The 12,039-nt window shown below is 66.0% G+C and carries 11 protein-coding genes; 4 read left to right on the top strand and 7 right to left on the bottom strand.

What is annotated here, in order from left to right; all coding sequences use genetic code 11:
• The first annotated feature begins 152 nt into the window (after positions 1-152).
• From EV665_RS25245 to EV665_RS25230, 4 genes are all read left to right on the top strand, one after another.
• Positions 153-548 (top strand): VOC family protein, encoded by a 396-nt coding sequence (locus EV665_RS25245; RefSeq protein ID WP_133036165.1) that lies wholly within the window; start codon positions 153-155, stop codon positions 546-548.
• A 57-nt stretch (positions 549-605) separates the two neighbouring features.
• A complete protein-coding gene (locus EV665_RS25240; RefSeq protein WP_133036164.1) occupies positions 606-1,136 on the top strand; it encodes a gluconate 2-dehydrogenase subunit 3 family protein in 531 nt (176 codons plus the stop codon).
• Between the two features lie 80 nt (positions 1,137-1,216).
• Positions 1,217-2,788: a GMC family oxidoreductase gene (locus tag EV665_RS25235; protein WP_133036163.1), complete on the top strand. Its 1,572-nt coding sequence runs from the start codon at positions 1,217-1,219 to the stop codon at positions 2,786-2,788.
• A gap of 120 nt (positions 2,789-2,908) precedes the next feature.
• On the top strand, positions 2,909-3,289 hold the full coding sequence (locus tag EV665_RS25230; protein WP_133036162.1) for a c-type cytochrome: 381 nt from the start codon (positions 2,909-2,911) through the stop codon (positions 3,287-3,289).
• Positions 3,290-3,408: 119 nt separating this feature from the next.
• On the opposite strand, the gene EV665_RS25225 is transcribed toward EV665_RS25230, so the two are convergent.
• The 7 genes from EV665_RS25225 to EV665_RS25195 form a co-directional block, all read right to left on the bottom strand.
• Positions 3,409-4,482, bottom strand: coding sequence for a branched-chain amino acid ABC transporter substrate-binding protein (locus EV665_RS25225; protein ID WP_371328643.1), 1,074 nt, complete (start codon positions 4,480-4,482; stop codon positions 3,409-3,411).
• 100 nt (positions 4,483-4,582) lie between these two features.
• On the bottom strand, positions 4,583-5,131 hold the full coding sequence (locus EV665_RS25220) for an aminomethyltransferase family protein (RefSeq protein ID WP_133036161.1): 549 nt from the start codon (positions 5,129-5,131) through the stop codon (positions 4,583-4,585).
• Positions 5,124-7,931, bottom strand: coding sequence for a 2Fe-2S iron-sulfur cluster-binding protein (locus EV665_RS25215; RefSeq protein WP_133036160.1), 2,808 nt, complete (start codon positions 7,929-7,931; stop codon positions 5,124-5,126). Before EV665_RS25215 ends, EV665_RS25220 begins: the two co-directional genes overlap by 8 nt.
• On the bottom strand, positions 7,912-8,196 hold the full coding sequence (locus EV665_RS25210) for a sarcosine oxidase subunit delta (protein WP_064334589.1): 285 nt from the start codon (positions 8,194-8,196) through the stop codon (positions 7,912-7,914). The genes EV665_RS25215 and EV665_RS25210 overlap by 20 nt, the downstream gene beginning before the upstream one ends.
• 9 nt (positions 8,197-8,205) lie before the next feature.
• A complete protein-coding gene (locus tag EV665_RS25205) occupies positions 8,206-9,459 on the bottom strand; it encodes a sarcosine oxidase subunit beta family protein (protein WP_133036159.1) in 1,254 nt (417 codons plus the stop codon).
• 235 nt (positions 9,460-9,694) lie between these two features.
• Positions 9,695-10,357 (bottom strand): TetR/AcrR family transcriptional regulator, encoded by a 663-nt coding sequence (locus EV665_RS25200; RefSeq protein WP_245507825.1) that lies wholly within the window; start codon positions 10,355-10,357, stop codon positions 9,695-9,697.
• 171 nt (positions 10,358-10,528) lie between these two features.
• Positions 10,529-11,968, bottom strand: coding sequence for a CYTH and CHAD domain-containing protein (locus EV665_RS25195; RefSeq protein ID WP_133036158.1), 1,440 nt, complete (start codon positions 11,966-11,968; stop codon positions 10,529-10,531).
• Positions 11,969-12,039: the final 71 nt, after the last annotated feature.

The raw sequence follows: 12,039 nt of genomic DNA, 5'->3' as shown, positions 1-12,039 counted from the left end.
AAATCATCCCAGTGGCGCCGGATCGGCGAAAAATCCTTCGCATGAAACTCCGGAAATGAAAATCTGCGTGCGGTAACGGGCTGCTACCCATGGCCGTGATTCCGGGCGCAAAATCTCCTCACAACGCGAATTGCAGACGGGAGAAGAACAGCGTGGCGAAGTCGATCCACTCCATGATCCGGGTTCTGGACGAGGACCGGTCCGTGGATTTCTACAACAAGGCGTTTGGGCTCGACGTGGCCGACCGGCTCGACTTCGAGACCTTCACGCTCGTCTATATGAGCAATGCCGAAAGCGAATTCGAGCTCGAGCTGACGATCAACAAGGGCCGCAGCGAAGCCTATAATCTGGGCGACGGCTACGGCCATTTCGCCGTCTCCGTCTCCGACCTCGACGGCGAGCACGCCCGCATATCGGCGCTCGGCTTCACGACGGGCAAGATCGTCGAGTTCAATCGCGACGGCGGCCTGCTCGCCCGCTTCTTCTTCGTCACCGATCCTGACGGCTACAAGATCGAGGTCCTGCAACGGCACGGCCGCTTCAAATGAACGGACGGGCGGCCGGAGGAGGGCCGCCCGTTCCAGATGCAACGGGAGGAATGCGACATGACGACCATCTACGAGCAGCGCCCCGGGCTCTCCCGGCGCGAGCTTCTCAAGCGCGGCACGATCGGCGCTGCGCTCATCATCACCGGCAATGCGGTGATCAGTCCCGACAAGGCCTGGGGCCTGGAGACGGCGGCGCTGAAGCCGGACACCATGGCGACCCTCATCAAGCTCGCCCGTGACATCTATCCGCACGATTCCATCGCCGATCGGTTCTATGCCATCGCCGTGAAGGGCCATGACACGAAGGCCGGCACGGATGGTGCGCACAGGGAACTGATCGAGGCGGGCATCGCCGACCTCGATGCGCGCGCCGGCGCGGGCGGCTATCGCGGCCTCGGCTGGGAGGACGACCGCGTCGATATTCTCAAGCAGATCGAGGCGACGCCCTTCTTCCAGGCGGTGCGCGGCGACCTCGTGGTCTCCCTGTATAACCAGAAGGAGCTCTGGCCGCATTTCGGCTACGAGGGCGAATCCTATTCCAAGGGCGGCTACATCGCCCGCGGTTTCGACGACATCGAATGGCTTTGACGGCGATCCGGCAGCCGGCGCCGGAGGAGGCGCGGCTGCAAGGCGTGTAACGCCGATCGCCCATGTTTCGGGAGGAAACCATGGCAGCTCCTTATGATCTCAACGACGACAGCGTGGTCGTCATCATCGGTTCGGGTGCCGGCGGCGGCACGCTCGGCAACGAACTGGCGCAGAAGGGCATCGACGTCGTCGTGCTCGAAGCCGGCGCGCGCATCGAACACGAGGACTTCATCAACGACGAATGGGACAGCTTCGCCCAGCTCGCCTGGCTGGATCACCGCACGACCGGCGGCGGCTGGCGCGTCTCGAAGGACTTTCCCAACCTGCCGGCCTGGATCGTCAAGGCGGTCGGCGGCACGACGACGCACTGGGCAGGCGCCTCGCTGCGCTTCCAGGAGCACGAGTTCAAGACGCTGACGCACTACGGCAAGGTCGAGGGCGCCAACCTGCTCGACTGGCCGCTGACGCTGGCCGAGCTGGAGCCCTATTACGCCAAGGCCGAGGACAAGATGGGCGTGACCCGCACCAACGGCATCGAGGGCCTGCCCGGCAACAACAATTTCAAGATCCTCAAGGCCGGCGCCGACAAGCTCGGCTACAAGGACTGTCACACCGGCAACATGGCGATCAACTCGGCCGATCGCGACGACCGCATGAGCTGTCAGCAGACCGGCTTCTGTTTCCAGGGCTGCAAATGGGGCGCCAAATGGTCGACGCTCTATACCGAGATCCCGAAGGGCGAGGCGACCGGCAAGCTGGAGGTGCGGCCGAATTCCCACGTCGTCAAGATCGAGCATGACGACAGCGGCAAGGTCACGGCCGTCGTCTACGCCGACAAGGACGGCACGCTGCAGAGCCAGAAGGCGCGCATCGTCTGCGTCGCCGGCAATTCCATCGAAAGCCCGCGCCTGCTGCTCAATTCCGCGTCGAGCAAATATCCGGACGGGCTTGCCAACTCTTCCGGCCAGGTCGGCAAGAACTACATGCGCCACACGACCGGTTCGGTCTATGCCGTGTTCGAAAAGCCCGTTCATTTCTACCGCGGCACGACCATGGCCGGCATCATCCGCGACGAGGCCAAACACGATCCGTCGCGCGGCTTCGTCGGCGGCTACGAGCTGGAGACGCTGGCGCTCGGCGTGCCGTTCATGGCGGCCTTCCTCGATCCCGGCGGCTGGGGCCGTTCCTTCGCCTCCGCCATGGACAGCTACGCCAACATGGCGGGTCTGTGGATCGTCGGCGAGGACATGCCGCAGGAACAGAATGCCGTGAAGCTGCATGGCGAATTGAAGGACAAATACGGCATGCCGATCCCCGACGTCTGGTTCACCGACCATGCGAACGATATCGCCATGCGCAACCATGCCTACCAGCAGGGGCAGGCGATCTATGCCGCCGTCGGCGCGACGCGCAGCTTCCCGACGCCGCCCTATCCCTCGACGCACAATCTCGGCACCAACCGCATGAGCGAGAAGCCGCAGGACGGCGTCGTCAACAAATGGGGCCAGACGCACGACATCAAGAACCTGTTCGTCTCCGATGGCAGCCAGTTCACCACGGGGGCAGCGGAAAACCCGACGCTGACGATCGTCACGCTCGCCATCCGCCAGGCCGACTACCTCGCCAGGGAAATGGGCGCCGGCACGATCTGAGCAAAACCGCGATCCTCCCCGGTCGCCCAAGGGTGGCCGGTGATCGCGTGCGGCTGGTGAGGCCGCGCCACCTTTGGCCGGCTTCAGCCGGCCGCTTTTTGCCGTCAATGCGGAGCAAGCATGAAAAGTCTCGCCGTTCTCACCGTTTTGGTGCTTCCCGTCGCCGCAAATGCCGCCGATGGCTCGGCGGAAGCCGGCGCCGCCGTCTTCAAGAAATGCACCGCCTGCCACAACGCCGAGCAGCCCGTGAACAAGGTCGGCCCCCACCTGGTCGGCATCATCGACCGCCCGGCCGCCTCCCTCGGTGACTATGGAAAATACTCCGAGGCGATGAAGGCGGAAGGCGGGAAGGGCCTCAGATGGGACGAGGCGACGCTGGCCGCCTATCTGGCCGGGCCGAAGAAAATGATTCCGAAAACACGCATGGCGTTTTCCGGCCTGAAACCCGACGACGCCGATGACGTCATCGCCTATCTCCGCTCCCTTGCCCCGGCCCGATAGAAGGCCGTGCTCGCCATGCACTGGGCAAACAGGCCCGGTGTGTTGCCGGGCCTGTTTGTTGCAGAGAACGCATCCTCGAAGGATGGCGCCGCCGGACGTGCGCCATCCGACCCGCGCCGTTACTGTGCGATCGGCGCGTAGTTGCCGTTGCTCCAGCGGTTGATGTCGTAGCTGGCGTTCTTCAGGTCGCCCTTTTCGTCGAAGGTGACGGTTCCGACGACGGTGTCGATCGGCTGGCCGTTCTTCAGGGCTTCGGCCACCTTGGTCGGATCGTCCGAGCCGGCGCGCTCGATACCCTGGGCGAAGGCCTGGATCACGGCGTAGGAGAAGAGGGTGAAGCCTTCCGGCTTGAAGCCGCCGGCCTGGATCTTCTCGACGGCTTCCTTCGCTTCGGGCTTGGCCTGCGGATCGGACGGGAAGACGAACATCGTGCCTTCGCCGGCCGGGCCTGCGACCTGCCAGAATTCCGGCGAGGCGATGGAGTCCGGCATGATCAGCTGGAACGAGTAGCCCTGCTCGGCGGCCTGGCGCAGGATGAGGCCAGCTTCCGGGTGGTAGCCGCCGAAGTAGACGACATCGATCTTGGCATCCTTCAGCTTGGTCACCAGCGCGTTGTAGTCCTTCTCGCCGGCATTGATGCCTTCGGCAAGGATCTCCTTGAGGCCGTTTTCATTCATCGTGGCGCGCACGGCATCCGCAACGCCCTGGCCGTAGGCCGTCTTGTCGTGCAGGACCGCGACGTTCTTGCCGGCATATTGCTTGGCGATCCAGGGGCCGATGAAGGCGCCCTGGGCGTCGTCGCGGGTATAGAGGCGCATGATGTTGGTCCAGCCCTTGGCGGCGGCATCGTCCGTCATGACCGGGTTCGAGGAGGCCGGGCTCATCATCAGCGTGCCGTTCTCGGCATAGACCGCCGATGCCGGAATGCTGGAGCCCGAGCAGGCATGGCCATCGACGAACTGGATGCCGCTGGCGGCGATGCGGTTTGCAACCGAAACCGCCTGCTTCGGGTCGCACTGGTCGTCCTCGAACTGCAGCTTGATCTGGCGGCCCAGCACGCCGCCCTTGGCGTTGATGGCGTCGGCGGCGGCCTGCGCACCCTGCTTGAACTGGTCGCCGATCGTGGCGAGCGGCCCGGTCAGCGGGCCGGCAACGGCGAATGTCAGGTCCTCCGCCCGGGCGGCGGTGCTCATGAGCAGGCCGAGGGCCGTGCCGATAATCAGAATGTTTCTCACTGTCTCAACTCCCTTTTTCGCCCGCACCAGCGCGGGTCGTTCCTTCCACAACGAAACGTCATCTTGGGGCGGGTTCACCAATCCCGCCCAGAAGAGGCTGACATTCGAGCCACTCCCACAGATAGGAAGCAAGCCCCCGGTCGACATGTATCCGCAGGGTCCCGGCCTCGGCATGCCCGTAGATCGTCGCCATCATCCCGGCAAACGACATGGCGGCGCAAGGCCCGGGATCGTCCGGGTCCAGCGTCGTTCCCCGTGCCAGGAGATCGCGGATGCCTTCTCCCCTCGCTTCGACGACGCGAAGGGCGGCGCTGACGGTCGTCACGGCCCAGCCCTCGTCGTGCCACCCGTCCGCCAGCTCCGCAGGGGAAACCCCGACAACCAGCAGCCGATCGCGGGCAACGCGCACCGCATAGCGCTCGCCAAGGGCAAGGCCCAGCGCGCCAACATCCCTGCCGAGATCGTATCGGGCAAGAAAGCGGTCGACATCACCGCTGACGAGGCGCTGTGTGAGACCGGTGACGGGGCAGATCGTGATGCCGGGGCCGGAGAGGCGGGCAAGCGCCCAGTCCGGCTCGGGCCGCCATTTCGAGGAAACGTCAAGCATGGAGGCGGCTTCCTTCCTCGTCGAAGGCGCAGGCGGAGATGATGCGGGCGCGCCTGATCTCCCGAAGGTGCTGCAGCTCGATGATGTCGCCCATGCGGGAAAGGCCGCGCTCGATCAGCCCCAGCGCGATCGGCTTCTGCAGCGCGGGGCTGAAATAGCTGGAGGTGACATAGCCGGCGCTGCGCACGCCACGCCCCTCGCGTGCGATGCCGTGCGCACCGGTCGGCAATACGCCCTTGCCGTCGACGGCTTCGAGGCCCACGAACTGTCGCCGGTCCGCGCGTGTAGCATCCTCCGTGATCAGCGACCGGCGACCGATGAACTCGGCCTTCTTGCGCTGCAGCGGCGCGGTGAGGCCGAAATCCATCGGGCGGCTGGTGCCGTCGGTGTCCTTGCCGATGACGATATAGCCTTTTTCGGCGCGCAGGATCATGAGGGCTTCGAGGCCGAGCAACGTCGCACCGAAGGCCTCGCCTTCCCGTCGCAGCCGTGCCCAGAGTGCCGCGGCCCGGTCGGCGGGTACCGAGATCTCGTAGGAGCGGTCGCCCGTGAAGCTGATGCGGGCGATCCGCACCGCGATGCCTTCGAACGTGCTGGCAGCGACGGCCATGTGCGGCAGGGCCGCGTCGTCCAGCGGGATATCGAAGCCGACGGCCTCCATCAGCGCCCGTGCCCGTGGGCCGGTGACGGTCAGCGTCGCCATCTCGGCCGTCGCGTTGTGGATGAAGATGCGCCGCCGGTCGAAGTGGTCCTGCCGCCACTCCTCCAGAAGGGCGTGCACGCCCGCCACATGCGAGGAGGAGCACGAGACGACGAAGCGATTCTCGTCGAGCCGGACCAGCACGCCGTCATCATAGACGTTGCCACCCTCCGTGAGGATGAAACCGTAGCGGCAGCGGCCGGGCGGAAGCGTCGACATGGTGTTGTAATAGATGAAGTCGAGAAACCCTGCGGCATCCGGGCCGATGACCTCGATCTTGCCGAGCGGCGAGCCGTCGAAGAGTGCAACGCCCTCGCGCGCCGCGCGGGCTTCCGCCTGGATGCGTGTGTCCGCGGGGCCGGCGCCATAATAGGCGGGGCGCAGCCAGCCGCCATAGTCGCGGAACACGGCGCCATCGGCGCGATGTTGCTTTTCCAGCGGCAGGCGGCGGAGCGGGCTCATGCGCGTGCCGGAGCGGGCGCCTGCGAAGCAGGCGAACGGGACCGGCGTGAAGGGCGGGCGGTAGGTCGTCGTGCCGACCTCGGGAATGCGGCGGCCGGTGAGTTCCGCCATCAGCGCCAGGCCGTTGACGTTGGAGGTCTTGCCTTGGTCCGTCGCCATGCCGAGCGTCGTATAGCGCTTCAGGTGCTCGACGGAGACGAAGTTTTCCCGCACGGCGAGTTCCACGTCCTTGGCGGTGACGTCGTTCTGGAGGTCGATCCAGACCCGCTCCCTGGTGCCCGGTTCCGGCCAGGCCGCGACGATGCCGAGCGCCCGGCCGGCGCGCTCCGCAAGTTCCGCCGGAAGGCCGAAATCGCCGGCAGCGGCACCCACCACCGTGACGCCCTCGACTGGCCTGCCGGGCACGAAGGCGAGAATATCGTCGCGCCAGTCGAGCTTGCCCTGCGCCTGGCAATAAAGATGCACGGTCGGCGTGAAGCCGCCGGAGGCAAGCACGGCGTCGGCCTCGAGCACGCTGCCGTCGGAAAGCCTGACGGCATGGACGGCACCGCGGCCGCTGGCGGAGAGGATGGTGCGTCCCGCGAGCACGCGAACGCCGGCGGGCGGCGGCGCATCGGCGCGATAATCGACGACGGTGACATCCGCCCCGGCCGCGGCCAGGGCCTCCGCCGTCTCATAGGCAAGGCCGTTGTTCGTCGCGACCACGACCTTGCGCCCCGCGGCGACGCCGAAGCGGCGGAGATAGACGAGCGCGGCTTCCGCCGACATGATGCCCGGCAGGTCATTGTTGCCGAAGGGCAGCGGCCGTTCGATGGCGCCGGTGGCAAGCACGATCGACCCGGCGCGGATCCGCCAGAGGCGATCCGGCGCGCCGTCCCCGCCCTTCTGGTTGAGGCCGGCCAGATGATGGTCGTAGATGCCGAAGGCCGTCGTGCCGGCCAGGACGAGAGCTCCGCCCCCCGCCAGTTCCGCGGCCATGTCCGCCGCCCATTCCGAGCCGGTTTTGCCCTCGATGGTCGCGGCGCGGAAGAGCAGGCTGCCGCCGGCCTGCCGGCCGTCGTCGCAGAGAACCACGCGCTTACCGGCGCGCAGCGCCTTGCGGGCGGCAAGCAGGCCCGCCGGTCCCGCGCCGACCACCAGCACGTCGCAATGGTGGTTCACCTGCTCGGCGAAGGCGGGGCCTTGCGCCGCCGCGTCAAGCGTCCCGAGGCCTGCCATCTGCCGGATGCGCGGCTCGAAGAGGTGCCAGTCCGGAAACATGAAGGTCTTGTAGTAGAAGGCCGCCGGAATGAAGCGTGAGAAGGCATCGAGGAAGGCATGGCGGTCCTTCTGCGCGCTCGGTTCGGCATTCACGCTGCGCACCGCCATGCCGTCGGCGGCGAGCGCCTGCGTGGCCCGGGTGTTCGGCATGCCTCCGGCGATGTCGACAAGGGCGTTCGGCTCTTCGACGCCCGCGCCCCAGAGGCCCCGCGGGCGATGATACTTGAAGCTGCGGCCGAGGACGGAGATGCCGCCGGCCAGGAGCGCCGAGGCTACCGTATCGCCGGCAAAGCCCTCGACCTCGCGCCCGTCGAAGGAAAAGCGCAGCGGCCGCGAACGGTCGATGGCGGAGCCGCCCTCAGTGCGCCATGCCGTCATGACCGTCTCCCTCTCCCGGTGCGAAGGACCGTGCCACGCGGTGATGCACGGTGTCCCGTTCCATGCGGAAGACCTCGCCGCAGGTCATGTGCATCCAGATTTCGTTTGCCGCCCCGCGCGGATTGTTGCGTGCATGGAGGTAATTGCTCCATTCGCCATCCGTCACGGCGCGAAACCCTTCCGGGCGATGGTTGCCGGCATCTCCGCCGAAATGGAATTCGCTCTCGCTTCGCGGGCCGCAGAAGGGGCAGGGAAAGAGCTGCATGGGTGCCTCCTAGTGCGCGATGCCGGAGCCGGCGGCTTCATCGATCAAGCGGCCGCGTGCGAAGCGGTCGAGATCGAAGGGGCGGCTGATGTCGTGGTGCGTGCCCGTCGCCAGCAGGTGGGCGAGCAGCGTGCCGCCGGCCGGAATGGCCTTGAAGCCGCCCGTTCCCCAGCCGCAGTTCAGGAAGAGACCCGGCAGGGGGCTCTCCCCGAGGATGGGCGATGAATCCGGGGTCACGTCGACGATGCCGGCCCATTGCCGCATCAGCCGGAGCTGGCGGAACGACGGGAACATTTCGAGAAGGCCCGAGACGACATCTTCCAGCACCGGCAGGTTGCCGCGTTGCCCGTAGGAGGGAACCCGGTCGAGGGCACCGCCGATGACGAGCTCGCCCTTGTCCGACTGGCTGGCATAGGTGCCGGTTCCGGGGGACAGCACGACCGTGTCGAGCACCGGCTTGATCGGCTCGGAAACGCAGGCCTGCAAGGCATAGGAGGTGATCGGCAGGCGGAAGCCGGCCTTGGCCGCAAGATGCGAGGAATGGCCGGCGACGACCATGCCCGTCCGTTCGGCGCGGATCTCGCCGCGGCTCGTCCTGACGCCCCGGCAGCGCCCGCCCTCGACCAGGAATTCCTCCACCTCGCAGGACTGGATGATGTCGACGCCCAGCCTGTCGGCGGCGCGGGCATAGCCCCACGCGACCGCATCGTGGCGCGCCGTCCCTGCCCTGCCCTGCCAGACACCGCCGAAAACCGGATAGCGCGCCTGCGGCGAGACGTTGAGCAGCGGCAGCACGCGCCGCACGTCTTTCGCATCGAAGAGTTCGGCATCCGTGCCGTTGATCTGCATGGCGTTGACGGTCCGCGCCGCCATTTCCATCTCCGCCTCGCTATGGGCAAGGGTGATGATGCCGCGCTGGGAAAGCATGATGTTGTAGTTGATATCCCGGCCGAGCGTTTCATAGAGGCGCAGCGCAAGGTCGTAGAGCGCCGTGCTTTCCGGAAAGAAATAGTTCGAGCGCACGACGGTCGTGTTGCGGCCGGTATTGCCGCCGCCCAGCCAGCCCTTCTCGATGACAGCGACATTGCGGATATTGTGCGCTCTGGCGAGGTAATAGGCCGTCGCAAGGCCATGTCCGCCGCCGCCGATGATCAGGATGTCGTAGCGCGGCTTCGGTTGCGGCGAGCGCCAGGCCTGCTGCCAGCCCTTCTGGCCCCTGAGGCCCTCCTTGAAGAGCGAGAAGGCGGAGTAATGCCGTGTCATCGCGCGCCGTTGCCGCTTGCGCGGCCGCACGATGACAAGGCTGAGTGCTGCTTCATGTGCCGCCCCATGGCTGAAGACCATCCCCTCCGAGCCGTCTCCGCTCGGCAGGCATTATGCGTATTCTCTCTGGACACTAATGTCCAGAAGATTGCGGCACAATACACGGGAAAACGGACCGCTGGCCGAACGCCGCCTCAAGAACCAAAAACCTGAAGCGTACAAACATGTCCATCGGTCAGCCGTCCGGCTGAACGCGCCGCATCAATGTCTCGAAAGCCTCGACCTCGTCGTCCGATGCCGTGCGGCCCGTGAAACTGAGTAGATAGGGCCGCAGGAAGCGCAGCCGCATTTCGCGGTCGTCGCGCATGCCGAGCGTGTAGTGGCCGATCTGCGTGAAGTAGAGGACGCGCGCGCGGATGAAGGCCTCGTCGTCCGGATAGCCGTAGCGCTGGAACATGCGCGTGACGGCGTCCACGCGCTGATCGTCCGCCTGGTCGACGACGTCGCGCACCGACGCGTCCACCTGCGCCCAGGAGCGGACCGCCGCATCGAGGCGGGGGCTGAAGAGGCTTGGATCCACCCAGCATTCGAAGATGTGGCACACGGCCTTCGTGACCGTCGGCGCGGGGCGGAGCGCCCGTTCGATGATCGGGCTGGTGTTCTTGCGCAGCCAGTGTTCGAGCAGTTCCCCATGCAGTTCCTGCAAATCGGTGAAGAACCAGTAGAAGCTCGAGCGCGACACGGCGAGCGTCTTCGCCATGACCTGGATCTTCACATTGGCGATACCCTCCTCGACAAGCGCTGCAATGCCCGCCTCGATCCAGGCCTCCCGCGTCATGCGGCCGGCTGCCTGTTTTCCGGCAGACGCTTTCGCCCTCGGGGGTCGCGTAGCGCTCACGATGTCTCCTCCTGGCAGGCCTGTCCGACACCCGATGGACGGGCGCCACGTTGAGCAAGGCATGAGGGATATCAAGTTCGGGACAAGAATCCACCCTGACATCGTGCGCGGGCGATGCCGGGTGGCGACGGCGCTGGAGGTTCTCCCGGCATTCGTGTGTCGGTGGGCGGTTCAGCGCCAGAATTTCTTTGTGTCGAGCAGGTCGTCCAACGCGGCCTGCGAGCGCTCGATCAGTTTCGTTTTGTTGCGGGGACTGCGCTCCTGCTCCGACCCTTCCAGGTCGTCCAGACCATATTTCGCTGCGACGTCCGGGCCGGTGACGAGGTCGTTCAAGGCGCCGAGCCGATCCTGCAACTTTTCCATCGCGTCAGAGAAAAGCGCGAAGCGGCGCGCCCCGCGTTTCTCTTCGAACAGCGAGCAGAAGAACTCGGCCGCATAGCGCAGCTTCTTGGCGTCCTTGCGGATCTGGTGCCGTTCGCCGTCGGTCAGCCCGGCGAGGTCCTTGCCGTTCTTCTTCAGCCTCTTGCGCTGTCTGTCGAGGGCATGCGCGGCAAAATCGACCGCGGGCTTGCCGAGGGCGGGTTCTCGGCGGTAGCTCCCCGACTGGAGCCACTCGTTGAAATCGATCATGAGAGCCCGGGCCTGGGGTGACGACAGCGCAGCAAGAGCGGCTTCATGGGCGGCCCTTCGCGCCTCCTGAAGGTTTCCGCGTGCCGCAGGCGACGCCGTCTTTGCCACCAGCACATCGAGATCACGGGCGTCCCCAAGCAGCCCGGCGAGCCAGCGGAACGCATCGGACAATCGTTTTGCCTCATCCCCGAGATGGGCCTTGAACACCGAGAGTGCGGAGCGAAGCCGCCGCAGGGCGACCCGCGCCTGGTGGAGGGCCTCCTCCGCGTTTTGCCGACGAAGCAGGATCGCTTCGTTGAGCCGGAACTGGCGAAAGCAGGATCCGGCGATCACGCGAAACGCATGCCCTGCGGTATCGTCCATGTCGAGGTGGATAGGCTCGGCCTTGATGGCCACGGGCGCTGCGTCGAGAAGGCGGTAACCGCGTTCCGCCCTGGATTGGACGCCAATCGTCACCGGTGCGATCGCTTCGATCTTTCGCGCCAGCCGGAAAACATCGACCAGCTCGCCGTCCTTCAGTACGAGTTCCAGTTCGCAAACGGCAAGCCGCCTTTCCCCCGCGATGAGCTCACCGCGGTCGGCCGAAACCTCGATGCGGGATGTGTTCTCGACCATGGTCCAGGTCTGGCGGAGAACATTGACCTCGAACAGGGGCGAAAGCGCAGGGGCGATGTCTCCAAACCTGGACACCAAGGGGGTCGTTCCGTCGATGACAGGCTGCTCCGACGTCACGGGCATTTCCCACTGCGGCCGGGCAAAGCGGGCCGCCGCCGGACCGGTTGCCTTGACGGTCTGAACGAGCGCGGCACCAGAGCGGCATATGCAGAGCGAAAAGCCCGCCCTCCCGAGGCTGTTCTCAGGGGTGTCGAAATAGGTCGCGTGCTGTTCGAGGGTGCCGGCCGGTTCACCGAACAGTTCCGACGCCGCGAGGGCCTCCAGATCATCGGGTGTGATATCCAGCTTCAGTTCGGTCTCCGACATCCTGGTTCTCCCGCTGTTGCTCGAAATCGGCCGGTGGAAGGCTCACCGCTTCGAAACGGCCCGTGGATCCG

This window comes from Shinella granuli, assembly GCF_004341885.1.
GTDB classification, from domain to species: domain Bacteria; phylum Pseudomonadota; class Alphaproteobacteria; order Rhizobiales; family Rhizobiaceae; genus Shinella; species Shinella granuli.
Note: the sequence above shows the minus strand (reverse complement) of the source record. Positions and strands in the feature narration are given on the sequence as shown.